Origin of the sequence: Tetragenococcus solitarius NBRC 100494 (genome assembly GCF_001544195.1) — a bacterium.
In the GTDB taxonomy this organism is placed as follows: domain Bacteria; phylum Bacillota; class Bacilli; order Lactobacillales; family Enterococcaceae; genus Tetragenococcus; species Tetragenococcus solitarius.
In genome coordinates this window covers 1-25,263 of record NZ_BCPY01000018.1, presented here as the reverse complement: position 1 = coordinate 25,263, position 25,263 = coordinate 1, and the positions used below count along the sequence as shown (strand labels likewise).

Annotated in this window: 26 protein-coding genes and 1 other annotated feature; of the genes, 18 read left to right on the top strand and 8 right to left on the bottom strand. The window is 35.6% G+C overall.

The window, feature by feature from the left end; all coding sequences use genetic code 11:
• Positions 1-168: 168 nt before the first annotated feature.
• On the bottom strand, positions 169-1,272 hold the full coding sequence (locus tag TS1_RS06705; RefSeq protein WP_068709093.1) for a 5-methyltetrahydropteroyltriglutamate--homocysteine S-methyltransferase: 1,104 nt from the start codon (positions 1,270-1,272) through the stop codon (positions 169-171).
• Positions 1,273-1,561: 289 nt separating this feature from the next.
• Here TS1_RS06705 and yghU point away from each other — a divergent pair, with 289 nt between their 5' ends.
• The 4 genes from yghU to TS1_RS06680 all read left to right on the top strand — a co-directional run bounded on the left by yghU (position 1,562) and on the right by TS1_RS06680 (position 5,959).
• Entirely contained in the window at positions 1,562-2,350 is a 789-nt protein-coding gene (gene yghU, locus TS1_RS06695) for a glutathione-dependent disulfide-bond oxidoreductase (RefSeq protein WP_068709089.1), read from the top strand.
• A gap of 198 nt (positions 2,351-2,548) precedes the next feature.
• The gene (locus TS1_RS06690) at positions 2,549-4,054 is read left to right on the top strand and encodes an ABC transporter substrate-binding protein/permease (RefSeq protein ID WP_068709087.1); all 1,506 of its coding nucleotides are present in this window, start codon (positions 2,549-2,551) and stop codon (positions 4,052-4,054) included.
• Positions 4,055-4,066: 12 nt separating this feature from the next.
• Positions 4,067-4,801 (top strand): amino acid ABC transporter ATP-binding protein, encoded by a 735-nt coding sequence (locus tag TS1_RS06685; RefSeq protein WP_157061646.1) that lies wholly within the window; start codon positions 4,067-4,069, stop codon positions 4,799-4,801.
• A gap of 24 nt (positions 4,802-4,825) precedes the next feature.
• Positions 4,826-5,959, top strand: coding sequence for an aminotransferase class I/II-fold pyridoxal phosphate-dependent enzyme (locus TS1_RS06680; RefSeq protein WP_068709085.1), 1,134 nt, complete (start codon positions 4,826-4,828; stop codon positions 5,957-5,959).
• Positions 5,960-6,213: 254 nt separating this feature from the next.
• Here TS1_RS06680 and TS1_RS06675 read toward each other — a convergent pair whose 3' ends face one another.
• Complete coding sequence (locus TS1_RS06675; protein ID WP_068709083.1) at positions 6,214-7,092, bottom strand: AraC family transcriptional regulator; 879 nt, start codon at positions 7,090-7,092, stop codon at positions 6,214-6,216.
• Positions 7,093-7,200: 108 nt separating this feature from the next.
• Between TS1_RS06675 and TS1_RS06670 the strand changes: the two genes are divergently transcribed.
• From TS1_RS06670 to TS1_RS06655, 4 genes are all read left to right on the top strand, one after another.
• Positions 7,201-8,013: an HAD family hydrolase gene (locus tag TS1_RS06670; protein WP_068709081.1), complete on the top strand. Its 813-nt coding sequence runs from the start codon at positions 7,201-7,203 to the stop codon at positions 8,011-8,013.
• Complete coding sequence (locus TS1_RS06665; protein ID WP_068709079.1) at positions 8,003-8,611, top strand: sugar O-acetyltransferase; 609 nt, start codon at positions 8,003-8,005, stop codon at positions 8,609-8,611. The genes TS1_RS06670 and TS1_RS06665 overlap by 11 nt, the downstream gene beginning before the upstream one ends.
• A gap of 163 nt (positions 8,612-8,774) precedes the next feature.
• A complete protein-coding gene (locus tag TS1_RS06660; protein ID WP_068709077.1) occupies positions 8,775-9,455 on the top strand; it encodes an HXXEE domain-containing protein in 681 nt (226 codons plus the stop codon).
• 151 nt (positions 9,456-9,606) lie between these two features.
• Complete coding sequence (locus tag TS1_RS06655) at positions 9,607-10,443, top strand: HAD family hydrolase (RefSeq protein WP_068709075.1); 837 nt, start codon at positions 9,607-9,609, stop codon at positions 10,441-10,443.
• Positions 10,444-10,575: 132 nt separating this feature from the next.
• On the opposite strand, the gene TS1_RS06650 is transcribed toward TS1_RS06655, so the two are convergent.
• Positions 10,576-11,382, bottom strand: coding sequence for a DUF1129 domain-containing protein (locus tag TS1_RS06650; protein WP_068709073.1), 807 nt, complete (start codon positions 11,380-11,382; stop codon positions 10,576-10,578).
• Positions 11,369-11,716 (bottom strand): PadR family transcriptional regulator, encoded by a 348-nt coding sequence (locus tag TS1_RS06645; protein ID WP_068709071.1) that lies wholly within the window; start codon positions 11,714-11,716, stop codon positions 11,369-11,371. The genes TS1_RS06650 and TS1_RS06645 overlap by 14 nt, the downstream gene beginning before the upstream one ends.
• A gap of 177 nt (positions 11,717-11,893) precedes the next feature.
• On the opposite strand from TS1_RS06645, the gene TS1_RS06640 reads away from it, so the two are divergent.
• The 3 genes from TS1_RS06640 (at position 11,894) to TS1_RS06630 (ending at position 15,946) form a co-directional block, all read left to right on the top strand.
• The gene (locus TS1_RS06640; protein WP_068709070.1) at positions 11,894-13,609 is read left to right on the top strand and encodes an ABC-ATPase domain-containing protein; all 1,716 of its coding nucleotides are present in this window, start codon (positions 11,894-11,896) and stop codon (positions 13,607-13,609) included.
• Between the two features lie 169 nt (positions 13,610-13,778).
• Complete coding sequence (locus TS1_RS06635; protein ID WP_068709068.1) at positions 13,779-15,029, top strand: AI-2E family transporter; 1,251 nt, start codon at positions 13,779-13,781, stop codon at positions 15,027-15,029.
• A gap of 89 nt (positions 15,030-15,118) precedes the next feature.
• On the top strand, positions 15,119-15,946 hold the full coding sequence (locus TS1_RS06630) for an exodeoxyribonuclease III (RefSeq protein WP_068709066.1): 828 nt from the start codon (positions 15,119-15,121) through the stop codon (positions 15,944-15,946).
• A 157-nt stretch (positions 15,947-16,103) separates the two neighbouring features.
• Here the strand turns inward: TS1_RS06630 and TS1_RS06625 are convergent, their stop codons facing one another.
• Entirely contained in the window at positions 16,104-16,424 is a 321-nt protein-coding gene (locus TS1_RS06625; RefSeq protein WP_157061645.1) for a hypothetical protein, read from the bottom strand.
• Positions 16,425-16,535: 111 nt separating this feature from the next.
• Positions 16,536-17,144 (bottom strand): TetR/AcrR family transcriptional regulator, encoded by a 609-nt coding sequence (locus TS1_RS06620; protein ID WP_174519332.1) that lies wholly within the window; start codon positions 17,142-17,144, stop codon positions 16,536-16,538.
• Positions 17,145-17,344: 200 nt separating this feature from the next.
• Positions 17,345-17,577 (top strand) — a binding site (T-box leader).
• Between the two features lie 104 nt (positions 17,578-17,681).
• Between TS1_RS06620 and TS1_RS06610 the strand changes: the two genes are divergently transcribed.
• The 5 genes from TS1_RS06610 to TS1_RS06590 all read left to right on the top strand — a co-directional run bounded on the left by TS1_RS06610 (position 17,682) and on the right by TS1_RS06590 (position 20,772).
• Entirely contained in the window at positions 17,682-18,545 is an 864-nt protein-coding gene (locus tag TS1_RS06610; RefSeq protein WP_068709058.1) for a MetQ/NlpA family ABC transporter substrate-binding protein, read from the top strand.
• Position 18,546: 1 nt separating this feature from the next.
• The gene (mtnN, locus tag TS1_RS06605; protein WP_068709056.1) at positions 18,547-19,233 is read left to right on the top strand and encodes a 5'-methylthioadenosine/S-adenosylhomocysteine nucleosidase; all 687 of its coding nucleotides are present in this window, start codon (positions 18,547-18,549) and stop codon (positions 19,231-19,233) included.
• Positions 19,234-19,305: 72 nt separating this feature from the next.
• Entirely contained in the window at positions 19,306-19,743 is a 438-nt protein-coding gene (locus TS1_RS06600; protein WP_068709054.1) for a GNAT family N-acetyltransferase, read from the top strand.
• Between the two features lie 125 nt (positions 19,744-19,868).
• The gene (locus TS1_RS06595) at positions 19,869-20,150 is read left to right on the top strand and encodes an autorepressor SdpR family transcription factor (RefSeq protein ID WP_068709052.1); all 282 of its coding nucleotides are present in this window, start codon (positions 19,869-19,871) and stop codon (positions 20,148-20,150) included.
• Complete coding sequence (locus tag TS1_RS06590) at positions 20,134-20,772, top strand: SdpI family protein (RefSeq protein ID WP_068709050.1); 639 nt, start codon at positions 20,134-20,136, stop codon at positions 20,770-20,772. Before TS1_RS06595 ends, TS1_RS06590 begins: the two co-directional genes overlap by 17 nt.
• A gap of 156 nt (positions 20,773-20,928) precedes the next feature.
• On the opposite strand, the gene TS1_RS06585 is transcribed toward TS1_RS06590, so the two are convergent.
• A complete protein-coding gene (locus tag TS1_RS06585; RefSeq protein WP_083498255.1) occupies positions 20,929-21,960 on the bottom strand; it encodes a D-alanine--D-alanine ligase family protein in 1,032 nt (343 codons plus the stop codon).
• Positions 21,961-22,401: 441 nt separating this feature from the next.
• Between TS1_RS06585 and selD the strand changes: the two genes are divergently transcribed.
• Positions 22,402-23,454, top strand: a complete 1,053-nt coding sequence (selD, locus tag TS1_RS06580) for a selenide, water dikinase SelD (protein WP_068709048.1) — start codon at positions 22,402-22,404, stop codon at positions 23,452-23,454.
• Positions 23,455-23,477: 23 nt separating this feature from the next.
• A complete protein-coding gene (gene mnmH / locus TS1_RS06575; protein WP_068709046.1) occupies positions 23,478-24,515 on the top strand; it encodes a tRNA 2-selenouridine(34) synthase MnmH in 1,038 nt (345 codons plus the stop codon).
• Between the two features lie 104 nt (positions 24,516-24,619).
• Here mnmH and TS1_RS06570 read toward each other — a convergent pair whose 3' ends face one another.
• On the bottom strand, positions 24,620-25,174 hold the full coding sequence (locus TS1_RS06570) for a ClbS/DfsB family four-helix bundle protein (RefSeq protein ID WP_068709044.1): 555 nt from the start codon (positions 25,172-25,174) through the stop codon (positions 24,620-24,622).
• Between the last annotated feature and the right edge of the window lie 89 nt (positions 25,175-25,263).

The window sequence follows — 25,263 nt, the reverse complement described above, 5'->3', positions numbered from 1 at the left end:
TTTGTTTAAACAGTTGGCATTACAACTCTAATACCAACCCTATTAAAATCAGTCTAACAGACGATAGATAGAACAACAATTGAAAAGACTTCAAAGAAAAAGAGAGGAGATACATATGTAAGTAAAGTTTTTTACTTACAACGAGCTTTAGTAATAGAACGACTTTTTTTATAGAAAATCTTGACAGGAAACGAGAAGATCAATTTTTTTCCACTGAACTTCTTCGTTAATCGAATTTCCTTCTTCTACTGAGGCGAATCCACATTGTGGCGATAGAGCAATGTTATCTCCCACTACAGCTTTTGCTTCTAAAAAGCGTTCTTTGATTTCATCATGGGTTTCTAACCGAGGGTTCTTGGTAGAGATTAAACCTGCAACAAAAGTTGCATTACTTCCCTTTAATACAGCCCATGGTTCAAAAGACCCTGAACGTTCATCATCATATTCAACAAAAAAGCCATCGTAGGGAATCGTACTGATAATGGCAGCTACGGAATCGTAAGAACCTGCAAATAATGGATTTCCTTTGAAATTCCCTTTGCAAAAGTGAGTAGCAACCGTCATATCGCTAGGTTTATTTTCCAATGCCTTTGTGGAAACTTTTTTAAACCACCCTAGAACTTCTTCTTTTGTATAACCAAGAGCCTCTACTTTAGTGACGAATTCATCGTCAATCAAATAAGTCCATGAGGTATCATCAATCTGTAAATAGCGGCAGCCATGTTCATATAAATCTTGAATGGCTGTTTGATAAGCTGTTGCAATATCTTCGATCACTGCATCGATATTGTTTCCGTAGTAAGGTGTATCTTTTATCCCTAATTGTAAATAGTGGTCTACTAAAATCATATTCGGACCAGAAATTGATTTTTTAGCTTCTATATCTTCATATTGGTCAGCTAACTGATGGAGATAATCCCAAGCGGCAACTTCTGGATGATGTTTGTTTTTGTCATAGAAGATTTTTCCTTTGATGTAACCTAATTCAATATGATTATTCACCCCATTGATTACTTTATCAAAGTGTTTGGTAGAAAATCCGTCAAATTCTTTTAGCCAATCAAGATGCCACCATCTGCGACGGAACTCGCCATCGGTAACGAATTTTAAGCCGTGGGTGACTTGTTTTTCCACTAAATCTGCAATTGCTTGGTCTTCAACTTTTCTCAATTCTTCTAAACTAATTTCATCGTTGAAGTAACGAGCGCGAGCTATTTTAATTTCTTCAGGTCGTAAAAAAGAACCCACCACGTCGTACTTTATATTTAACATTGCGCCAACTCCCTTTAATTTTATTTTCTAGCCAATACCCAAAAGGTAGGATTTATCGTGATAGCCGAAATTACAATCATTATAGATGAATCAAGGAAGTATGTAAAATCTGTCACTAGAATCTTTAAGAAGCCTTCTTATTTTAAATTTTATTTTGTATTGGATATACTAAAGATATCGATCAGTGATAAAAATAGATACATAGAAAAAGATAAAGTCGGAGAGAAAAGATGGATAATGAATCGATAAAGTCTTTCTATGTGGAAAAAAATAGATAAGGTGGGATTGTATGTCAGATTATAGAATTCCTAAAGTATGGGAATGGAAACAAGATGAAAAAGGAAAAAAATCAGGAAACCAACCCGTTGCAGGAAGTCGGTTTGAACAAAAACTTCCAGTAGGGCAACAGCCACTACAAGTTTACTCATTAGGCACGCCTAATGGACTAAAGGTGGCTATGATGTTAGAAGAGTTAAAGGAAGCTGGTGTTAAGGATGCCCAATATGATTTATACAAAATCAACATCGGTGAAGGGGATCAATTCGGTAGTGATTTCGTTAAAATTAATCCCAATTCTAAAATTCCAGCAATGGTGGATTATTCTTATGATGAGCCGGTGCGTGTCTTTGAATCAGCGTCCATTTTATTGTATTTAGCAGAAAAATTTGGTCAGTTTATCCCGGATTCATTTGTTGAAAAAACGGAACTTATGAACTGGTTATTCTGGCAAACTGGGGCTGCACCCTTTGTAGGTGGCGGCTTTGCTCATTTTTACTATTATGCTCCATTTGCTCAGGAATATCCAATCGATCGTTACACTATGGAAACCAAACGCCAACTTGATTTGCTCGATAAACATTTAGCAGACAAAGATTTTATTGTTGGTGATGAGTATACGATTGCAGACATGGTTATATGGCCTTGGTATGGTCGTCTTATTCAAGGTGAGCTATATGGCAATGCTGCTGAATTTTTAAATGCAAAAGAGTATACAAATTTAAAAGCATGGACAGATAAAATAGCAGAAAGACCGGCTGTAAAACGTGCGTTAAACATAGAGTATAAGAGTATAAAATAAAATAATATATAAATAAGATAATAAAAGTAGATCAAACGGGAGCCTATTAGGGTGTTCTCATTTGATCTTTTTTAATATATATATGCATAAAAATTCAAAATATTACGGTTTTTTGTTGTTTTTTAAAAGAAAGATGGTAGAATAAATCCTAAGTAGTTTGTATAATTATGCAAAAGGTGATCGACTAGGGGGAAAGCGATGAAAAAGAAGAAGAGGGTTATTATTGGTACATGCTTGCTTTTATTATCGATACTTTTTAGCTTTACGACGTTAGTGCAAGCGCAAGAAGACGATTCCTTACAAAAGGTACTAGATAGTGGGACTTTAACAGTAGGGACATCTGCGGATAACCCACCCAAAGAATATATCCGGATGAACAATGGACAAGAAGAGATTGTCGGTTTTGATATTGATATTGCTGAAAGAATAGCTGAAGAGTTAGGCGTCGATTTGGAAATTACCAATATGAAATTTGATGGGTTGATTCCAAGCGTACAAGAAGGCGAGTTTGATATGGCTTTGGCAGGTTTTAATCCAACGCCGGAAAGAGAAAAAGTGGTCAGCTTTTCTGATAGTTACCATGATCTGCCTTTTGTCATTTTAACGACGAAAGACAAGGAAGATACTTTTACCTCCATTGATTCTCTCGCAGATAAAGAAGTAGCGGCCCAAAAGGGTTCAACGCAAGAAACAATTTTAAACGACTATATAGGTCATGCAAGGCCCGTTGCTTTAGGAAAGTTACCTGAAGTGATTGCCGAAATCAATGCGGGAACAGTGGATGCAGGTGTCGTGGGTTACTTGTCCGCTCGTAATTATTTAGATACCTATCCTAATTTAGTCGTTGCAGGTATTGATATCGAGGTTCCTGAAGAAGAGACGGCACAAACCATTGCTTTTCCAAAAGAAAGTCAAGCGTTGATTACAAAGGTGAATCAAATTATTGCTGAGATGCAAGAAAACGGTGAAATTGAAGATCTTCTTGAAAAGAACATTAAAGAAGCAAAGGCCGGAGATATTGATTCGCGTAACACTCTAGAAATTTATGGACCCTTATTTTTAAAAGGGGCTGCTACGACTATTGGCGTTGCTTTCGTCTGTGTGATTGTAGGTACTCTACTGGGGATTTTTGTTGCGATGTTACGACTTTCTCCAAATAAAATTATCAATACGATCGCGTTTTTTTATATTCAAGTATTACGAGGAACGCCAGCCTTGCTACAAGTTTTTATTTTTTATTTTGGATTATCGGCTATTTTAACAATCCCTGCCATTCATGTTTGGGACATTAATCTTGCACGTTTAATTCCAGGATGTATCGCGCTTGCTATTAATTCAAGCGCTTATGTTGCTGAAATTATTCGCTCGGGAATTAATGCCGTGGATAAGGGTCAGACAGAAGCTGGGTACTCTTTGGGGTTAAATCGACGAACGACAATGAAAGAAATTATTTTACCTCAAGCGATTCGCAATATATTACCAGCTTTGGGAAATGAATTTGTCTCTATGATTAAAGAAACTTCCTTACTTTCAGTGATTGCCGTATCAGAGTTGATGTTTGTGGCAGATACAGTGAAAGCTGCAACTTATAAAACAATGGAATCTTTATTTATTGCAGCAGTTATTTACTTTATGATTACTTGGTTTGTCTCTTGGCTGGTTTCGCTGCTTGAAAAAAGACTTGAAAGATCGGCGAAAGTTTAAGGAGGGAAGATTGTGACAGAATTAATGAAAGTAGTGAACTTGCACAAAGCCTTTGGGGAAAACCAAGTGTTAAACGGAATCGATACAATCATTCAAAATGGTGAAGTGGTCGTAGTTATTGGACCTTCCGGCTCAGGGAAAAGTACTTTTTTACGATGTTTAAATTTACTAGAAGTACCAACAGCAGGTTCCATTATATTTGAAGGAATTGATTTAACCGATCCCAAAATTGATATTTTTAAAGTAAGAGAAAACTTAGGGATGGTGTTTCAATCGTTTAATCTGTTTCCACATAAAACAGTAATGGAAAATATCTGTCTTGCCCCTATTAAATCTGGATTAAAAACAGAAGCCAAAGCAAAAGAAAATGGGATGCGTTTACTGCAACAAGTGGGATTAGAGGATAAAGCAGAAGCTTATCCCAATTCTTTGTCAGGCGGACAAAAACAGCGGATTGCTATTGCACGTGCTTTGGCGATGGAACCCGATGTAATGCTGTTTGACGAACCAACTTCAGCGCTTGATCCTGAAATGATAGGCGATGTGCTAAAGGTGATGAAAGACTTAGCCCAAGAAGGAATGACTATGGTCATTGTGACCCATGAAATGGGATTTGCTAAAGAAGTTGGGGATCGCGTTTTATTTATGGATGAAGGAAAAATTGTAGAAGAAGGGACGCCAACAGCACTTTTTGATTCACCGAAACATCCTTGTACCATCGATTTCTTGAGTAAAGTATTGCGTTAATATTAAAATGAAAGAAGGAAAAGAATGTATATCAAACCTTTTGGCGTTGAACGTTGGTTATCTAAATATGAAACCACAGTGGACTATAATTTAACCAGTACCTCCATTATGCCGCTTTCCATTAATGAATTATTGGAAATAACCGGCGAAGATAACGAAGAGGTCAAAGACGACCTATTTTCTTTAAAACTAAACTACGGAGATATTGAAGGACGTCCAGAATATCGCTCTGGTGTTGCCAGCTTATATCAAACAATACAAAAAGAACAAGTCATTTCAACCAATGGGGGTGTAGGCGCTTCTCATCTTACCATGATGACGGTCATCGAATCAGGCGATCATGTAGTGGCAATATTACCTGCTTATCAGCAAATTTATTCTGTACCAGAATCAATTGGCGCAAAGATAGATTACCTGTTTTTAGAAAAAACAGAAAACGGGTATGCGCTTGATTTAAATAAATTAGCTACTTTGGTAACACCCCAAACCAAGGCGATTGTCTTTAACAACCCGAATAATCCAACAGGGGACGTTATGCCAGACGAAATGTTGGAAAAAATGGTTGAAATCGCCAGAATGAATGATTCCTATTTAATTTGCGATGAAGCCTATCGAGGCTTGACCCATAATGTGGGCTTTTCAGCCTCTGTTGCTGATTTATACGAAAAAGGAATCAGTCTAGGCAGTATGTCCAAAGCCTTTGCAATGGCAGGGGTGCGCTTAGGCTGGATTGCTTGTCGTGATGCCAAATTTATGCAAGAGGTGCATATTCACCGTGACTATACCATGATTAGTAATGGGGGCCTTGATGAATATGTGGCAGCTCTTGCTTTAAAACACAAGGAGGCTGTTCAACAACGAAATATGGGAATTACAGAATCAAGAGCGATTTTATTTAAAAAATGGTTAGATAACGAGCCTAAATTAAGTTATGTTCCTTTTAAAGGTGGAACGGTTGCCTTACCTTACTTCGAAAGTACGTTATCCTCAGAAGAATTCTGTGCCAAAGTGATTGAAGAAAAAAGCGTACTACTCATGCCAGGCTTTGTATTTGATTTAGAAAAATGCTTTCGGATGGGTTACGCTCGTGAACCAGAAGAAAAAATGACCGCAGGATTGGAGCGCCTTTCTGATTTTTTGGCGAAGTTAGATCGGTAAGTTAGAGGTCTATTTCAAAAGCTATGGACTACATGTCTAAATGGATGGAGTTATGTACTGAGATTGATTTCAATACATAAGTGTAGCGACCTTATGTATTGAGTTTCAATGCAGTATAAAAGCTTTATTATTTCATCCTTGGCATAATTACGTTAAGTTATGATGTTCATTTTCTATGATGTTTCACCAATAATTTAGTAGCCCAATGTATTTCAAAACTGGTATGTCAATCATGGCTAACTGCGACTTTATTATCAATTAAATTTAGATCTGTAAATACTAGGCGTTTGCCCAAATTTTCTTTTGAACACTAAAGTAAAGTAGCTTGAACTGTAGAAACCACAAGTGAAAGCTATTTCGGAAATCGTCATAGCGGTGTTGCGTAATAATTCACTTGCTTTAAAGATTCGATACAAAATAAGATAATTATTGGGTGACTGTGAAAGATACTCTTTGAACAATTCACAGCATTTACTTCGGCTAACAGTGCCTGATTTTGCGATTTCGTCAATCGTTATTTTTTTGTAATAATTGCGATGAATATAATCTACCATTTTCCACACGATATTTTGTAAGATATCCTCTGCCTTTTTTGGTTTGCTAGTTTCTAGATGATCCCCTATTTCAGCACAAATATTAGTAGTTAACGATAAAATACGCAGAGCATTAGGCTCTTTTTGCACTGTAAAAGAATGAGCTTGTTCGATATTAGTTAAGAGTTTTTTCTGCCATTTCATTGTCTGATTCAAGTAGATGAAATCTTGCGTATTTGATGCAAATTTTTGATTAAAATAATTTCTAGTAATTAATGAATGTTTAAAAAATAGATCTGGACTGATAATTAAAACAATAAAGCTGCATTCATTGTGATTTTCAGAAAAACCATAATGTAATCTTTTACTATTAATAAATAGACCATTCCCACTGGTTAAATGGTTAACTTTTCCATTTACAAAAAAGTCCATCTCCCCTTTTAGAATGAGTATAAACTCCAAATCAATATGCCAATGCGCTGTTGCACAAAATTCAAAACGATGCAATTCATCTTTTCTAGTATATATGGGAAAGTCCGGAATGTTATAGTTTAGAAGCTCCGAATCATCAGATGCTACGTTAATAATATTTTCTTCCAATTTACTCACACCTTAAATACAATTTTTATATAATTATACACTATTTTAATAGCAGCAAATAAGTTCTTTTCCTACAATAATTATAATTTGAAACTGGAGGTTAAGTAAATGAGAAATATTCGTTTAATAGCAGCAGATATGGATCATACCTTGCTAACAGAAAGTGGGGAGTTACCGCCGAATTTTGCTACATACATTCGTGCATTGGACAAACTAGGCATTCACTTTGTTATAGCTAGTGGGAGACCGATGTACTCGTTAACGGAATTTTTTTCCGATTTAGCAGAACAGTTAATTTTTATCAGTGATAATGGCGGTGCAGTCAGTTATAAAAATAATTTAATTTTTACTAGCTTACTTAAGCCCGAAGATTATAAAAAAATGCGCAACTTTACTAAAGAAAAGACACCTGGAATTCCTGTGTTATGTGGTTTGAAATCAGCATTTATTGAACAAAGTGACAAAAAACATCTGGCTTTTTTAAAAAGGTTTTATGCCAAAATTACGGTTGTGAGCGACATCAGGGCACTTAATGTTGATGCTAACAAGTTTACTGCCTATTTTCCAAGTCAGGTGAGTGAGAAATATTTTGTCGAAGAATTTAACCCTGCGTTTGGTGCAGATTTTTCTGTGGCAGTTGGGGATACTGTATGGGTCGACCTAATGAACAAAGGAGTGGATAAAGGGCAGGCAATGTGTATTCTTAGTAAAAAACTAGCAATTGAATCTGATCAAATGATGGCGTTTGGGGATACGTATAATGACATAGAAATGCTTCGTTTTGTTAAATATAGCTATATTGTAGCAAACGCGAATGATGATATGAGACAGTACGCTAGCTATGTCACAAAATCAAACAATGAGTATGGTGTTACTCATGTCATAAAAAAACTTTTAGAGGAGAAAGACAATGAACAATAAAGAAAGAAAAGCAAATGGACTACCTTATCATTACGATGACCCTGAGGTAATGGATGAGCAATTAAGTTACTTAGAGTTACTATACGATTACAATATGACTCGTCCCACAGATGCGAAGCTTAAATCGAAATTACTTAAGAGAATGTTTGCAGAGATTGGTTCTGACTGTCATATAGAGACGCCTATTCATGCTAATTGGGGAGGCAAAAACGTGCACTTTGGCAGTGGTATCTATTGTAATTCAAATCTTACTTTAGTTGATGATACGGATATATACATTGGTGATAATTGTATGTTTGGTCCTAATGTAGTTGTTGCTACTTCAGGACATCCTATACTGCCTATATTAAGAGAACATCATTATGTTTATAATTTCCCGGTAGCTATTGAAGAAAATGTTTGGATTGGTTCCAGCGTTCAAATACTGCCTGGTGTCACGATCGGAAAAAATTCAGTTATCGGTGCTGGGAGTATTGTAACTAACAGTATCCCCGCTAACGTGGTAGCATATGGGAATCCTTGTAAAGTGGTGCGGGAAATAGGCGAGAAAGATTCCGAATTTTATTTTAAAAATAAAAAGCTAGATGTTTGGGAATAAGAGCAAGAAGAAAGTTCAACTGATTAAATTTACGAAACCAACCAATTTTCTTGATATGTCCATTAAGCTTTCTTTCCACTTTCAATTTTTAATTAACTCATTCATAATAATAGCAGACTGTATTTTACAGGGGTTATCTAATCATTTTAGAGGTGTGTTTGTTATGAGAAAAGAAGAAACTTTATTATCAAAATGGTGCGACCGTATCTGGCTTCAAATGCTCTATATCATTGGCGTTGCGATGTGTGTTGTATTGTTTATTTATTGGAACGAATGGGAAATACCACAAAGAGTGATGGGCTTGTTGACTGTTTTTATCCCTCTTCATGTTTTTGAAGAAAATACTTTTCCAGGCGGATTTTATTTTATGAATAATCTTGGCCAGCATTCAGATGAACCGACAGTATATCCCCAAAATCGCCTAACGAACATGATAACTAATTTAGGCGCAGAAATTTATTTTATTGTATTATTATCTTTTACACGTGACTTAGCTACTATTGCTGTTCTTACAGTAGTTTTTTTCGGAATTGCTGAAACTTTTGTGCATACTAAAGAAGGCTTGGCGATGTATGATCGTTACAAAAACAAAGGAAAACGTACTATATATGCACCCGGGAGCGTTACAGCTTCGACGATATTATTTGGTCTCAGTGTATATGGAATTGACTGGTTAATTAAAAATGGGTTGACCATTGGGCAATTTTTCGCTGGTGTTGGCTTTGTTGCAGTAGTTATTGTCGGTCTAATCTTAATTCCCTTTGCCTTTTCCCGAAAAATAAAAAGTAAAACATTTGCCTTTACTGATTTAGGTTATTGGGCGAAATATGAAGAAAAGAGATAATGCTTTCTTTAAAAATATGGTGTGGACCAATCGATGTAATATACTTAATTTTTTATTTTTTTGCTTCAAACCTTTTCTGCTTTTTTAAACGTGTTACAGTAGTAATCAAAGAAAACAAAAACTTGATTTTAAAAAGAAAGGTTTATTAGCTATGAATTCTCCTGAAATTCAACTGGTGATGAGTGATATTGATGGCACAATTTTAAATGATCAACATTTTGTTGATGAAAAATTAAGCAAAAATATACAACGATTGAAAGAAAGAAAAATCCCATTTGTTTTAGCTTCCGCAAGATCTCCTCTTGGTATGTTCCCTCTAGCAGAAAAACTCGTCTTAGGTAGTAATCCTATTGTTTGTTATAATGGCGCACTTATTTTAGAAGGCACTAAAAATAGCCATCGAATAATCAAAGAACACTTAGTAGAGCAAGAAGAAGCAAAATGGGTATTAGAAGAGATTAAGAAATATTTTCCGCAGGTATCGATTAATTTATATTCTGGCAAGCAGTGGCTTGTCGATAAACGAGATAAATGGGTTGATATTGAAGCAGCAATTACTAACGAAACTCCAAGAGAACAAAACTTACAAACACTTTTATTAGAAGAATATATACCCGTTCATAAATTATTATTAGTGGAAGAGACAGAAGTCATTCAAGCGTTATATAAATTTTTACAAAAGTTGGAACTCAAAAATAGTTCCTTTTATTTATCTAAAGATAACTATTTAGAACTTACATCAAAAAAAGTATCTAAAGAAAGAGCGTTGAATGAAATTGCTAAGCATTATGGCGTTTCTTTAGCTCATACTATGGCTATTGGCGATAATTTTAACGATATCCCGATGTTAGCCTTGGCTGGACTCGGCGTGGCGATGAGCAACGCTCCGCAAAAAGTCAAAGAAAGCGCCAATGCTGTTACTTATAGCAATAATGAACATGGCGTTTCACAAGCGATAGAAAATTATGTATTTAAAGATACTTATTGAATGGATTGAAAATGGATGGAATCGTTATATTTTCATGAATAACTATAAAATAGATCAAAGAAAAAAGAGCGAACCTATCGCTCTTTAAAAATTTCATTTCTTTACGTTGCTATGAATTTTTAGTGCTGCATGTTATTTTTTTGAATTAAAAATGACTAATATTCCTTGTAATAGTAAGCCGCATATTATAGCTATTGCAATAGTAATTTCTATTTGTTCTACAGAAAACAGCGTGTACAGACGACTTGTTCTAGAAAGTAAACCGCTTGTTGCTGAGATTAAAACGACTGGAATCAATGGAAGCCAGAGCTTTTTGTTTTTTTCTTTGTAAAAGAGGTAGGACAAACAGATGACAATAAGCAAAATAATAAAAACCCCAAGTTTACCACTTAAATCCAGTTTCCATGGTGTAGATAGGAGAGCGAATAAACCGACACCTATTGCAATTCCCAAAATCCATAAGCCAAGCAAAAGGACTTTTGTTAGCTTTGATTGATAGTGGTAAGTAGAACGTCCTAAGAGATATAAAGAGAACAAAGCAAATAAAGCCGCATAAATACTAGTAACGATAAAACTTCCTATATCAACCCCTTGAGCAGGAAAAGTCAATTCGGGAAGCATAGCAAACAACCAAAAAGCTCCTATGCCGTAGAGTATTATTTTTAAGGTGTCGCTTAATTTTATTGGTAAATTGTGGATGATTTCATTCGCAGTTTGCTTGGGATTTTTTCCAAAATACTCTTCTGCTAAAAGGCCATCTTCTTGTCCTTCTAGAATATCCTGTAATATTTCTAGCAATAATAATTCAGATTCCTTCTCGTCACGAAATAAAGACACGGCACGTACGTAAATAACTAAATTCTCATAGTACTTTTCGTTAACTTTTGTAAGAAAATGTTGTAAACGGGTATTTTCTTCAATCAGCTCACTTGTTTTCATCAGCATCTGTCCTTTCTATTAGCTTAGCCATATTATTTTTTAGCGTTTTCCATTGCTTTAAAAAAGCTTCCTTTTCTTTACATCCTTCTTTTGTAAGAGAGTAATATTTTCTTTTTGGACCATTGTCAGAAGGACGCATATTTCCGACAATTAGCCCCTTTTTTTCTAATGATAATAATAAAGGATAAATAGTCCCCTTAGATATTTCAGCAAAACCGAATTGCTCTAACTGCTCACTTAACTTATATCCGTATAATTCTTCTCTAGAAAGCAAAAGCAGTATGCTGCCAGTTAGTGTACCTTTAAGCATTTGAGAACTTATTTTGTCAGCCATGTTTTATCTCCATATCACTAGCTTGTTTTACAAGCTAATTGTATTTTATTTTTAGTCATATGTAAAGCCTATTAGTTAGTATAGTCATCATTTAAACTTCACTTCGTTTTTATGTTAATGTGGAATAGATGACGATAAGTTTATTAAAGAGAAATTTTTAGTAGAAAGGACGTTTTTATGAAAAACGCAACAACATTTGACCAAATGTTAAACTCTTTAGACGGTCAAAAATATGGTGCCTACAAACGCATCAAAGGCAGATATCAATTTGAAAATTATCAACTGTCTGTTGATCATATTCAAGTGGATCCTTATGCGCCTCCTTCTAAAATGCGTATTATTATGGACCGAAAAACAGCAGGTATTCCTCACAAATGGTTAGACACGCAAGATAAACGTATTGCTGTGGCGGATTTTCTAACCAGAACTTTTGAAAAAGCGATTCAAGCAATAAGTAAAAAGACAAAGTCTGAGATTAATCGCATGATTTTTATCGACCATTGTGGACAAGAAATTTTGCAGCGGACGTCTGTAGTGATTAATGATAACGAGTTAGAAGTTCGTTTTGAAGTTGGTTTACCTGCAGCAGGTAGAAAAATTAAAGGGAGAACCGCTAGTTATCTATTTAAAAAGATTCTTCCAGAAATTGTTGAACAATCATTACTTTATCAAAATTTAGACCAAGAAGTACTGAAAAAACAGCTGACTTTGATGTTGGATCAGTCATTTATTCGTGCGGAATTAGCAAAAAGAAACTTAGTTGCTTTTGTGGCGAATGGTTCAATTTTGCCTCGACAAAGTGGTGTTTCTGATAAGCCCTTAAAAAAGGCGATTCCTTTTGAGAGCCCAGCTAATTTTGAAATCCAATTCACTTTGCCAAGTGGACGCACCGTCACAGGTATGGGGCTTCCAGCTGGCATTACCTTAATTGTGGGTGGTGGTTTCCATGGGAAGTCTACATTATTACAAGCGTTAGAACGTGGTGTTTATCACCATATTCCCGAAGATGGTAGAGAACTGGTTGTGACACGCCCAGATGCCGCAAAGATTCGAGCTGAAGATGGGCGAAATATTGAAAAGGTAAATATCAGCTCCTTTATTAATCATTTGCCCGGAGGAAAAGATACTCGTACGTTTTCTACCGAGGACGCCAGTGGAAGTACTTCACAAGCAGCTAATGTCATGGAAGCCTTAGAAGCAAAGTCTTCTTTATTGTTAATCGATGAAGATACCTCAGCCACTAATTTTATGATTCGTGATGGTCGGATGCAAAAGTTAATCGCACCGGATAAAGAACCTATTACACCCTTTACAAATAAGATACGACCTTTATATGAAACGTTGGGTGTTTCTACAATTCTGATTGTTGGCGGTTCAGGAGACTATTTTGATGTGGCAGACCAAGTATTGATGATGGATGAGTATCGGCTAAAAGATGTGACCGAAGCTGCCAAAACGATTGCAAATTCTGAAGGTTATCGTAGGGAAAAGGTATCATCGGAACAATTTGGCGACTTACCTGCAAGAATTCCTTTAAAAAAGAGTTTTGATAAATCAGGCAAAGAAGGTCGTTTGAAAGTGAAAGGAAAAAACACGATTTTATATGGCAGGGAACCGATTGATATCTCTGGTCTTGAACAGCTGGTTGATAATAGTCAGACAAACTGTATTGCAGAGATGATTGGATTTTTACAAAAACAAATAATAGATGAAAAAGTGACATTGCTTCAAGCGGTAGATAAACTATATGCCTATATTGAAAAAAAGGGAATAGATGCTATCTCACCCTATTCTGGGCACCCAGGTAATTTAGCACTGCCTAGAAAGCAAGAACTTTGTGCCGCGATTAACCGGTATAGAGGCTTAAAAGTAAAAAACGAAACGATGGATTAGCACTGTCTCTTCTTTTTACTAGGAAAAATATCTTTGCAAGTCTGGAGTTAAAGCATAAGCTTTGTTAAGGTGTTGTAAATTGTGATGAAATAATATACGTTTAAAACTATGGGTTTCTTTTTAATAATATGGAAAGAACGCATAGTTTTTTACTACGAGAGGTGAAAAGATGAAAAATACGCGTTGGACTAAGTTTCTCGGTGGAAGTAATGCTCTTTATACACTTACGGTTGGGCTTTTGTTAGGTATTTTTATTATTACAATGACGAAACTGGACTTTATTTTTAAAACATTAGCTGTCATTGTTTCTAATATTCTTATGCCGCTTATTATTGCCTTGTTATTGTATTATTTATTTAACCCAGCGATTGATTTTATGGAAAGGCATAAAATCAAAAGAGTTTGGGGTATAGTGATTTTGTATACAAGTGTATTGTTATTGCTTGCAGGGGGAATTGTCCTTGTTATTCCTTTATTAGAAAATCAAATATCGAATTTAGCAGAAACTTTCCCTATCTTTATGGACAACTTCGTCCATTCTGTTATTGCCCTGGTTGATGATTTTTCTGGCAATGAAATCGCGGATAATGTTATTTCTCAAGTAGAAAACTTTGTAGACAGTTTTAGTTCAGATATTGGAAATTACGTTTCAAAAGGATTGACGCGATTCACATCCGTTGTGACAGGAATTACAAGTGTAGTTATGACGATTGTGATTGCTCCTATTATACTATTTTTCTTATTAAAAGATGCTGAAAAATTTGCAAATGGTGTACTAGCGGTAACGCCGCCTAAATGGCGAGCTGATTTGATACGTATCGCGACTGAAATCGACGTTAAGGTAGGCTCATATATCAAAGGACAATTAGCTATCGCAGTGGCTAATGGTGTCATGATTTTTATCGGCTTTACAATTATCGACTTGGATTATAGTGGTGTCTTAGGGCTTGCCGGCGGGATACTGTCTCTTGTGCCTTATATTGGTCCTACGTTAACATTTATTCCGGCACTTATCATTGCTTTACTTACTTCGTGGACGGAAGTATTTTTGTTGATTGTTGTCTGGATTGTGGTCCAATTTATTGAAGGAAACTTCGTTGAACCCAATATTATGGGAAGACAGTTAAATATTCACCCTCTGACAATTATTATTGTTTTGTTAATTATGGGAGATTTGTTGGGATTGTTTGGACTTGTTTTTGGTGTTCCTATTTATGCTATCTTACGTGTCATCGTAAATTACATTTTTCAAAAATTCAAATTACGTTATAATAGATATTATGGCGATATAGCGGGAAGATACCATACGAATACATCTGAAGTTACAGACTTCGGAGATGATAACATATATAAAGCAAAAAATGAATTAATTACAGAGTTAACTGAAAAACGAAAAAACGAACTAAAAAAGAAACATTAGTATCTGTCAATGCATGATGGATTATTAAGCTGTTTTAGTGTTATAGTTAATAAGAAGTGATTTAAATTTATATACAGGAGAGAAAAATCGTGAAATTAATTTCGTGGAATATTGATTCTTTAAATGCTGCTTTAACAAGTGATTCGAGCCGCGCACTATTATCAAGAGATGTATTAGACACCATTAGCGAATATGATGTAGACGTCATTGCCATTCAGGAAACGAAGTTAACCATCAAAGGCCCAACTCAAAAACATCTGGATATTTTAGCAAAATGGTTCCCCGGTTATGAAATTGCTTGGCGAAGTTCAGAAGAGCCTGCTCGCAAGTCTTATGCTGGAACGATGTTTTTATACAAAAATAATCTGCAGCCAACCGTTACTTTTCCAGAGATCGGGGCACCAGATACAATGGATCAAGAAGGCCGTATTATTACATTAGAGTTTGAACATTGTTTTGTCACACAAGTTTATACACCTAATGCCGGTAATAACTTGGACCGTTTAGAAAAACGACAAATTTGGGATGAAAAATATCGAGAATATTTAATTTCATTAGATAAGCAAAAACCGGTAATTGCTTCGGGCGACTATAATGTTGCTCATACAGAAATCGATTTAGCCCATCCTGATCGGAATCATTTTTCAGCTGGTTTTACGGATGAAGAACGTGCTGGCTTTACAGAACTGTTAAATAGTGGTTTTGCAGATACTTTCCGCTATCTTCACGGAGATGTTGAAGGCTATTATTCTTGGTGGGCCCAACGAGTAAAAACAAGTAAGATCAACAACTCAGGTTGGAGAATTGATTACTTTATCGTAAGCGATCGTATAGCTGATCAAGTTGATACTTCAAATATGGTCGATTCAGGAAAAAGACAGGATCATACACCGCTTTTTTTGGAAGTGAACATATAAGAATAAATTAATTTTATTTATGGGTTAGAGTCTAAATGAAAAATAAAACCGAGTCTTTTTAAACAAATCCGATTGTTTTTTGTTTATTCTCTTTAACTTAAATTAAAAAGGAAGTACATTTTCTTAATTGTCAACGTACTTCCTTTTTCTTATAAACTTACTTCAAAAACTTAGTAGTCAGCCAAATAACTAAGCCAATGATAGGGACAAAACTAATCAGCTTGACAATTAAATCCATTTCAAAACCGTAAATATAGACAAGCGTTAAGATAGCAGTAACCCAGATTATACTTATTTTAAGTATTGGAGAAACCCCTGACATTAAGGCCACACCGATGCTTATCAATACAAGTCCTCCCACAAAAAGAGACATAAATTCGGAATCTAGTAAATTTATCGGATATAAAGTTGTTCCCCAAAAAATTGTGCCAGTTCCAATTAACGCAATACATATGCCAAATATTGTGATTCCGTTCATTTTAAAAACCCCTTTCTTTATCATAATAATATTTTTGAATGAATTTATTTTTAAATTCATTCATTTTTTTCTGAAAAGAAGAAGGGAATTGTATTCCCATACCTTACTTTTCTATGAAAAAAGACCTCTGACAAAATATTTTACTAAAACGCCTAATGTTTCATTATAACCATCAAAATCGCGCTCTGACAAATGTGTGTCAATATAATAGATGAGACTATATACTTTTAGGACCTTCTTTTTTTCCTCCTCACTGAAATTTCCTTTATTTAACCATTCTTCAAATTTTTTTAAGAGAAAATGATGAAAATTGTAACTCTTTACTCCTGCTCCAGAATAATAGTCATGTAATGTTTTTGATATATTAGATTTGTTCCATTCGTTTAGAATTTTATTGTTCGAAATAGCCTGTAATGTATAGTCAAATAATTGATCAATAACTGTTGCTGGTTCACTCTTCCAATCAATTTGTTCAATCAGTTGATTTCTAACGCGATCATTTTCTTTCACGTATACATTTAAAAATATCTCTTCTTTTGACTGGTAAAAGTTATAGAAAGAACCTACGGCAATACCTGCTCTTTTGACAATCGCTGAGATATTTGTATTTTTATAGCCATTCTCAGAAAAGACCTCGTAGGCTGCTTGATCGAGATCATTTTTTTTGTCCCTCATAAAGTTCCTCCTTTTTTGAATGAATAGAATTTTTTGTTCATTCAAATAATACTTCTTTATTTTACTTTTGTCAACTAATGTTTTACTCTTATTTAATTTTTTTGAAAAATATCTGGTAGTGGTCAAAGATGCTTTTTCAAGAAAATTAGAATTTCGTTACACTAAATAGTTTTTGTTAAGTTGTCTGAAAATTGAAAAACTATTGACAAAACGATGGTACTTCTTTATACTAAACGCTAATCATAGAAAAAGCGTTAATAGAGAAGAGTAGCTGTTGCATTTGTTAAAGAGAACCCGGTTGGTGAAAAAGGGTGCAGATAATATGGTGAAGATGAACTCTAAGCTTTTTATTCAGTTCACGCTGAATAAACGGAGATGCAGCCGATATACTGCCGGATATCTTGTAGGTATTGTTGAGGTATCAGCTGTAAAGCGGATACGAATAAGGGTGGTAACACGAAAAGTCTTCGTCCCTTTGTTTATCATAGATGGTAAGCAAAGGGAGGGAGATTTTTTTATTTATAAAAGGAGAATTGTTTGTTGGAGTGTCGCTTATACTGCAATGATTAAGGAGAATGTTCAATGAAAAAAATTAGTTTATGGATGGGTGCTGCAAGTTTGTTGCTGTTTTTAGGCGCTTGTGGAAATAATGAGACAGAAGAACAAAACTCTGAAGCACAGGACGATGGAATGGTTAGTGTTAGCTCGGTAGGATCTGATGCAGAAATTTGGAACTACATTGCAGATTCGGATGCTGCTAAGGATGCAGGTCTTAAAATCGAAGTAACAGAAATCACAGGAGGAACAGCCTCCAATAACGCTGTGGCAGATGGTGATGCAGATGCTAATGCCTTTCAGTCGTTGGAGTATTTAAAAAGTTATAATGAAGAAAGTGCAGATAAGTTAGTCCCTATTGCAACCACTTATATGGAGCCGATGGGACTATATTCAGAAAAGTATGATTCTCTGGATGAACTTCCTAAAGGTGCACAAATTGCTTTAGCGGATAATCCTGCTAATACAGCGCGTGGATTACGTTTGTTAGAATCCGCTGGGCTAATTAAATTAAAAGATGATTTTGACGATGGAATAGGAACGCCTGATGATATTGCTGAAAATCCAAAAGATTTTGAATTTACACTTATTGATGATCTGACAGGTCCGCGTGTTTTATCAGATGTGGATTTAATTCCTATCGGCAATACGATTGCACTGGAAGGTGGGTTGAATGTATTGGAAGATGCGATTTATTATGAGAAAGTTGACGATTCAAATAAAGGCAATTTCAACATTATAGCGGTGCAAAAAGGTCGCGAGAATGAAGAAGACCTTAAAAAATTAGGAGAACTATATCATGATCCAGAGATACAAAATTATATAGATGAAAAATTTGAAGGCACTAAAGTAGAAGTTGATGAGCCAATCGATAAGATTTGGGAGGATTAGAATGAAAATTGCTATTATAGCCGCTATGCAAGAAGAAGTAGCGCCATTTCGTAAATACTATACCCAGCGTGAGACCATCTGGCAGAAGGGAAAAACTTCGATTGAAAAATTAACAGAAGAAATTTATTTAGTGGAATCAGGAATTGGCAAAGTGAATGCTGCTGCCAGCACAGCGTGGTTATATAATTATATTGTTCCAGATTTAATTATCAATACGGGAACAACTGGAACATTTGCCCCAGATTCTGATTTGGGTGAAATTCTTCTTAGTGATCGCTTTGTTTATAGCGATGTTGATGCTACTGGTTTTGACTATCAATTTGGACAGGTACCTCAAATGCCAGCAGATTATCCGATTGCCGAAAAATTATTAGAAAAGGTTATGCAATTACTTGCAGAAGATGAAATTATCTATCATTTGGGTACGATTGTGACGTCGGATTCTTTTATGAGTAATGTCGGAACGATTCAAAAGATTCGGGAAAATTTTCCTGCACTCATCGGCTCAGACATGGAAAGTTGCGCGATTGCTCAAGTGGCTAGCTTTTATCAAACGCCTGTGCTTAATGTTCGGGCAATTTCAGATAAAGTAGGAGATAAAGCCTCACAGATGTTTGATGATTCAGTCGATGATGTGAGTGTTAAAGCGTTCGAAGCGGTTCAAGTATTGTTAAGAGGTATGATTTAGAATATTTGATGTCATATAGAAAGAACATAAAAAAATAAAGGCGTTCTTACATCAAAAGAATAGGTGAACAAAATGGAAGAAGTCAAGATTATTATTGGAAAACAAGCTTGGCAAAGAGCAGCCAGCATTTTTATTCGTATGCAGGTATTTGTATTGGAAAAACAAATTTCTCTACAAGATGAATTTGACGAAAATGATACTGAAAATGCGATTTATGCTGTCGCTTATAAAGGGAACCTACCTGTCGCTACAGCACGTTGGCTGAAAATAGATGAAGAAAGGGTACGTATTACTCGTGTCGCAACTTTAAAGGAATATAGAGGAAAACACCTTTCTTCTGAAATTCTCAAACAATTAGAGGAATACTCGCGAGTTTCAGCTTATAAAAAAGTTGATATCCACTCTGAAGTGACCGCGTTGCCGTTTTATTTAAAATGCGGGTATCAAATTTCTTCTGATGTTTATTATGAAGATGATGTGCCCTGCCAATCAGTTGAAAAATATTTATAAAAGTGAAGAGGCTAACCTCTTCACTTTTTTATTATAGAAAGAAGTTGACAAAAGTAGAAAATAAAGCTACTATTTAGAAAAGAATCTAATTAGATATTTTTCTAAATAGCAATGGAGATGAACAAATGAGTTTTGAAGCTAGTTTTAAAGCACTTTCAGATCCAGTCAGACGAGAAATTTTACAAATACTGAAGAATGGACGATTATCAGCTGGAGAAATTGGACGTCATTTTGAAATGACAGGCGCTACCATTTCCTATCATTTGAATATTTTAAAAAAAGCGGGTCTTATTTGGGAAGAAAAAGAAAAAAACTTTATTTACTATGATTTGAATACTTCGGTTTTAGAAGAAATCATGTCTTGGTTGATTAATTTGGAGGGAAATCGCAATGATAAAGAAGAATGAATACAAAATAACGTTGCTTATTACAAGCCTAATCATTTTACTTCCGGTGGTTATAGGGTTTCTGCTTTGGGAAGATTTACCGGCACAAATAGCGACCCACTTTAGTACAAATAATGAACCTGATGGCTGGAGTAGTAAGTGGATGACTGTTGTAGGTTTGCCATTTTTTCTATTTGTTATTCAGTGGCTGGTCTTTTTACTGACAAAAAATGACCCCAAGAAAAAGAATATTAGTCCTAAAATATTTAGAGTCGTCTTATGGTTGATTCCGATGATTTCGGTGCTGGTTTATATTTCGACATATATGACTGCTTTAGGTTATCAAGTAAATATTGGTTTACTAATAAATCTTCTGGTAGGGATTGTTTTTATTGTGTTGGGAAATTATTTGCATAAGATAAAACAGAACTACACAATTGGAATCCGGATTCCTTGGACTTTAAATAGTAAAGAGAATTGGAATCGTACAAATCGCTTAGCCAGTTGGTTATTTATTGGGGGCGGCCTCTTATTTGTTTTAAATGCCTATTTACAACAAGGGTGGTTATTATTAGTTATCGTTGTTGCAATGATTGTTCTTCCGCTTGGTTATTCCTTCAGGTTATTTAAAAGAGGAGTTTAAGAGTGAGGTTTCTTTGAAAAGCTATTATTTTCCGGGGATTCGGAGGATCACTAAAGGAAAATGAAGCTTCAGAAACTTTGTAAAGTAAGAGTTTTAAAACTTCATTTTCTCGATAGGAATCAGAACATTAATTAGGTTGGTTTAACCAGAAGATTTTTAAGAGAGATAGTGATATTTAGCCAAAGATAAATGAACAATTGATTCACATAGAGCTGCAAAATTGATTCCTTTAGCTGCTGCTTCCTGTGGTAACAAACTGGTAGGAGTCATTCCAGGTAAGCTGTTAGCTTCAATGCAATAGATTTTAGCATCAGAGGTAACAATAAAATCGATTCGGGAATAAATTGTTAACTCTAAAACATTATGCACGTAAAGAGCTAAATCACTTAACTCTTTAGTTAACTGTTCAGAGATTTCAGCGGGTGCTATCTCAACGGTTGCACCTTGTTGGTATTTGTTTTCATAACTATAAAAACCATGTTTAGGTATGATTTCAATCACTGGTAAAACAGTATCGCCTAAAACGCCTACTGAAAATTCTCTTCCCGAAATTTTCTTTTCAATCATTATTTTACTTTGGTATTTTTCAACTTTTTTTATCGCTTTGTCTAAATCGGTGTTATTTTCGATAATTTCAACACCAATACTTGATCCGTTATCAATCGGTTTTACTACGCAAGGAGCAGAAATTTCACGTTGAGAAGTATCATCGATTATTTCCCAATCAGGCGTTAAAATATTATTTATTGTCATTAATTTCTTTGAAATGTCTTTATCCATCGCTAATAAGCTACCCTTATAATTACTTCCTGAATATTTGATATTATAAATATCAAAGAGCGCTTGTAATTTGCCGTTTTCGCCGATTCCTCCATGTAGCGCTAAAAAACAGAAATCAGCGCTTTTACAAATTGAAATGACGTTTCTTCCGACTAAATCGGTCTGGTTGAAGTCAGTTATTTCTTTTAGTGTGGGTTCTTGTTTACCAATAGCGTAATCGCGCTTCTCATTTTTTGCCGTCTGGTTTTGAAAAGCTTCTTCAAAGTTATTAGCGTTCATGCCTAGATAAATATCTAATAGTAAAACTTTGTGTCCTTTTTCTTCTAGAGCTGTTGCTATTTTTCCGCCTGAAGATAAAGACACGTCTCTTTCATGACTCAATCCACCTGCAAGTACAACGATATCCATTTAGTTTGTCTCCTCCTGTGGGTTTTGTAAATTGTATTTTATCCTTTTTTAGGTATAAGAGCAAACTCGTATATTTTTTTGATTATCCTTTTCAATGTGCTAAATCACGACTTCACTGGATACCATGACTTAGTCATCATTTCTTTAGGTATATAATTTATTTCGGACAGACTTTTTTACTTCAGCAATATTACGCCATTATTTTTAGTTTTTGGTGGCAACTTCTTTGATGTGCCACCAATTTGTTTAACGATTGGTGGTACATCGTTTAAACTCCCACCAATACTTTACAGATTGGAGCCTTCTTGTTCGGTTTCCCATCAATAGACTTGCTATTTAAGATGCAGCTACTATTTTTAAAGGATTTTAGCAACTTTTTATCACTTCTTGTCAAATGTGTTAAAATTAGAAGTGAAATTTCATTTAAAAGGATATGATGACATGAATAATAACGACACAGTAAAATTGACCTCTCTATCTTCTAAAGGGGGCTGTGGTTGTAAAATTGGCCCAGCAGATTTACGTCAAGTTTTACAATCGTTTTCTCCTGCTACGCCTAGTCCTAATTTATTAGTCGGTTTGGAAACCAACGATGATGCGGGCGTTTATAAGCTAAATGACAGTACTGCTTTGGTCCAAACACTTGATTTCTTTACGCCAATTGTGGATGATCCCTACTCTTTTGGACAGATTGCTGCTGCCAATGCGATCAGTGATGTCTATGCGATGGGCGGGACACCCATCACGGCTTTGAATATTGTGGCTTTTCCGATTGCCGATTTAGATAAACAAATTCTGGCTGCCATTTTAGAAGGTGCGGGCAATAAATTATCAGAAGCGGGCGTTGCACTCGTTGGCGGTCATTCTATTGATGATAAAGAACCTAAGTTTGGACTAGCTGTTACTGGAACGATTCATCCGGATAAAATTCGTACCAATAGCGGCGCACAAGCAGGAGATGTGCTGATTTTAACGAAGCCTATTGGTGTCGGGATTTTGACCACTTCAATCAAAAGAGGGTTATTAGAGGAATCAGAGATTAAACGAGTAACGGAAGTGATGGCTACGTTAAATAAAACAGCTGCTGAAACTTTGGGTAATTATGAAGTTCACGCTTGCACCGATGTGACTGGTTTTGGTTTACTCGGTCATGCCTCGGAAATGGCTCAAGGCAGTGAAGTGGGCATCCGCATTTCTGCGCAGCAAGTTCCTGTTTTGCCAAGAGTGAAACAACTGGCTGAAAATGGTGCTGTACCAGGAGGCACGAAGAATAATTTTAATTACTTAAAAGATGATGTTACCTTTGCAAGTTCACTAGATCAAACGGACCAATGGATTCTTTGCGATGCAGTTACTTCAGGAGGATTGTTGGCCGCTGTGAATGAATCGGATGCTGAAGAGGTACTTACAGAACTCAAAGATAAAAACATTGAGGCAGCAATTATTGGTCGGGTTGAAAATGAAAACAAGGGACACATCAATGTAGATGAGTAAAGGTTATAGTAGGATGTGAAAGTATGTTTCAAGATATAGAATTACTTGATTTATTAAAAAAACATAACGATGGAGCTATTACATTAGTCGATGTTCGCTCTCCCCAAGAGTTTGCTGAATTTCACATTCCTGGAAGTATTAATATCCCTCTTTTTAGTAATGAAGAAAGAGCAGAAGTAGGGACCATCTATACTCAGGTGGGACCTAAGGAAGCAAAGAAAAAAGGATTAGATCTTTTTTCGGTAAAATTACCAGCATTTATTGAACAGTTTCAATCATTGGATAAAGAACGAGTGGTCTATTGCTCACGCGGGGGTATGCGCAGCAAAACAGCCGCGACGGTGGTCGATTTAATGGGCATCAAAGTGTCAAAATTAGAGGGAGGCATCCGTTCTTATAGAAAATGGGTCATGCAACAATTAGAAAACTATGCTTTTACTCAACCAATGTATGTACTAAACGGCTATACCGGCAGTGGGAAAACTATACTATTGCGTCGTTTGAAAAAAGCCGGTTATCCTGTGCTTGATCTTGAAAAAATGGCCAACCATCGAGGGTCTATTTTTGGACAAGTCGGTTTAGAGCCTCATAAGCAGAAGACCTTTGATTCTTTATTGGTACAAGATTTAATTCGCTATGAAAATTCCCCATTTTTGTTGATGGAAGGAGAGAGCAAGCGGATTGGCAAAGCAACGCTTCCTGTAGCGTTACATGAGAAAAAAGAAAAAAGTCCGCAGTTGTTTATTCATCTTCCCTTAGAAAAACGGGTTGAAATTATCTTGCAGGAGTATTGTCCAGAAAAACATCAAGCAGAGATTATTGAAGCCTTTAATAGAATCCGTGAGCATGTTCATACCCCTGTCGCTAAGGAGATTGCCCAGCTGTTAGCTGAAGAAAACTTTTCATCGGCCGTTGCGTTGTTACTGCAATATTATTATGATCCGATATATGAAAAAACACTGCAACAATATGCTGAAAATGAGCAAACGCATATCTATGCAGATGATTTAGACGAAGCTCTAACAAAAGTTGTTCAATATATTGGACAAAAAGGAGCTTAAAATTACCGAGCTAGCTTAGAGAATCCTTCGGCAAATGATTTTATGACAAATAAATCATAAGAAATAAATGCCTCTCACAAATAATCTGTGGGAGGCATATTCGTCTAAGACGTTGCTTTGCGGTATTCTTTTACATGTTTTTTAATTTTCTTGATGGCCCAGTCGTAATGACTTGAGGTTGCAGAGACACAATTACCTCCTAAAGCACCGGTTCCTGTCCAAGAAAAATATTTTTTAGTAAATAACTCTTCGTCGGAAAAAGAGTGGATTAAAGCCATCACTTCCAAATGACTTTTTTCAAGCAGTTGTCTAGCTTTAACATAAGACGTCATTTGATGTTTTTTCCAAATTTCTACATTCATTTGAGGGTAGGTCCGCCAATTGTAAGGCTCGGGTAAAAAGGGTTTTGTTATCCCTTTTTGATTATTATCTACCCAGTTGAGTAATAACTGGTGCCACTCATATAAGTGGATAAGGACATCGCGTAGATTCTTATCACGCTTCCAATGAGTGGTTTTTTGTTTATTTAAAAATGCTTCACTAAAATTAAAATTCGCATGTTGCTCTTCTTCTGTCATGGCATCCATTAGTTCTAGCAATTCAGTAAACTTCATATCTGCTGCTTCCACTAAGGCTGTCTTTGTTGTAGGTCTTGCCACTATGAGTTGCCTCCTTTCACACTAAAATTATCGGCTGAAAACCAGTTTTTCTAACGATGTTTTGCATTAATTTGTATTATAGCATAAAC

What these genes read in the sequence shown, in the direction of transcription:
- TS1_RS06705 (WP_068709093.1), bottom strand. Translation starts at nt 1,272, where the DNA reads ATGTTAAATATAAAGTACGACGTGGTGGGTTCTTTTTTACGACCTGAA.
- yghU (WP_068709089.1), top strand. Translation starts at nt 1,562, where the DNA reads ATGTCAGATTATAGAATTCCTAAAGTATGGGAATGGAAACAAGATGAA.
- TS1_RS06690 (WP_068709087.1), top strand. Translation starts at nt 2,549, where the DNA reads ATGAAAAAGAAGAAGAGGGTTATTATTGGTACATGCTTGCTTTTATTA.
- TS1_RS06680 (WP_068709085.1), top strand. Translation starts at nt 4,826, where the DNA reads ATGTATATCAAACCTTTTGGCGTTGAACGTTGGTTATCTAAATATGAA.
- TS1_RS06670 (WP_068709081.1), top strand. Translation starts at nt 7,201, where the DNA reads ATGAGAAATATTCGTTTAATAGCAGCAGATATGGATCATACCTTGCTA.
- TS1_RS06665 (WP_068709079.1), top strand. Translation starts at nt 8,003, where the DNA reads ATGAACAATAAAGAAAGAAAAGCAAATGGACTACCTTATCATTACGAT.
- TS1_RS06660 (WP_068709077.1), top strand. Translation starts at nt 8,775, where the DNA reads ATGAGAAAAGAAGAAACTTTATTATCAAAATGGTGCGACCGTATCTGG.
- TS1_RS06655 (WP_068709075.1), top strand. Translation starts at nt 9,607, where the DNA reads ATGAATTCTCCTGAAATTCAACTGGTGATGAGTGATATTGATGGCACA.
- TS1_RS06650 (WP_068709073.1), bottom strand. Translation starts at nt 11,382, where the DNA reads ATGAAAACAAGTGAGCTGATTGAAGAAAATACCCGTTTACAACATTTT.
- TS1_RS06645 (WP_068709071.1), bottom strand. Translation starts at nt 11,716, where the DNA reads ATGGCTGACAAAATAAGTTCTCAAATGCTTAAAGGTACACTAACTGGC.
- TS1_RS06640 (WP_068709070.1), top strand. Translation starts at nt 11,894, where the DNA reads ATGAAAAACGCAACAACATTTGACCAAATGTTAAACTCTTTAGACGGT.
- TS1_RS06635 (WP_068709068.1), top strand. Translation starts at nt 13,779, where the DNA reads ATGAAAAATACGCGTTGGACTAAGTTTCTCGGTGGAAGTAATGCTCTT.
- TS1_RS06625 (WP_157061645.1), bottom strand. Translation starts at nt 16,424, where the DNA reads ATGAACGGAATCACAATATTTGGCATATGTATTGCGTTAATTGGAACT.
- TS1_RS06610 (WP_068709058.1), top strand. Translation starts at nt 17,682, where the DNA reads ATGAAAAAAATTAGTTTATGGATGGGTGCTGCAAGTTTGTTGCTGTTT.
- mtnN (WP_068709056.1), top strand. Translation starts at nt 18,547, where the DNA reads ATGAAAATTGCTATTATAGCCGCTATGCAAGAAGAAGTAGCGCCATTT.
- TS1_RS06600 (WP_068709054.1), top strand. Translation starts at nt 19,306, where the DNA reads ATGGAAGAAGTCAAGATTATTATTGGAAAACAAGCTTGGCAAAGAGCA.
- TS1_RS06595 (WP_068709052.1), top strand. Translation starts at nt 19,869, where the DNA reads ATGAGTTTTGAAGCTAGTTTTAAAGCACTTTCAGATCCAGTCAGACGA.
- TS1_RS06590 (WP_068709050.1), top strand. Translation starts at nt 20,134, where the DNA reads ATGATAAAGAAGAATGAATACAAAATAACGTTGCTTATTACAAGCCTA.
- TS1_RS06585 (WP_083498255.1), bottom strand. Translation starts at nt 21,960, where the DNA reads ATGGATATCGTTGTACTTGCAGGTGGATTGAGTCATGAAAGAGACGTG.
- selD (WP_068709048.1), top strand. Translation starts at nt 22,402, where the DNA reads ATGAATAATAACGACACAGTAAAATTGACCTCTCTATCTTCTAAAGGG.
- mnmH (WP_068709046.1), top strand. Translation starts at nt 23,478, where the DNA reads ATGTTTCAAGATATAGAATTACTTGATTTATTAAAAAAACATAACGAT.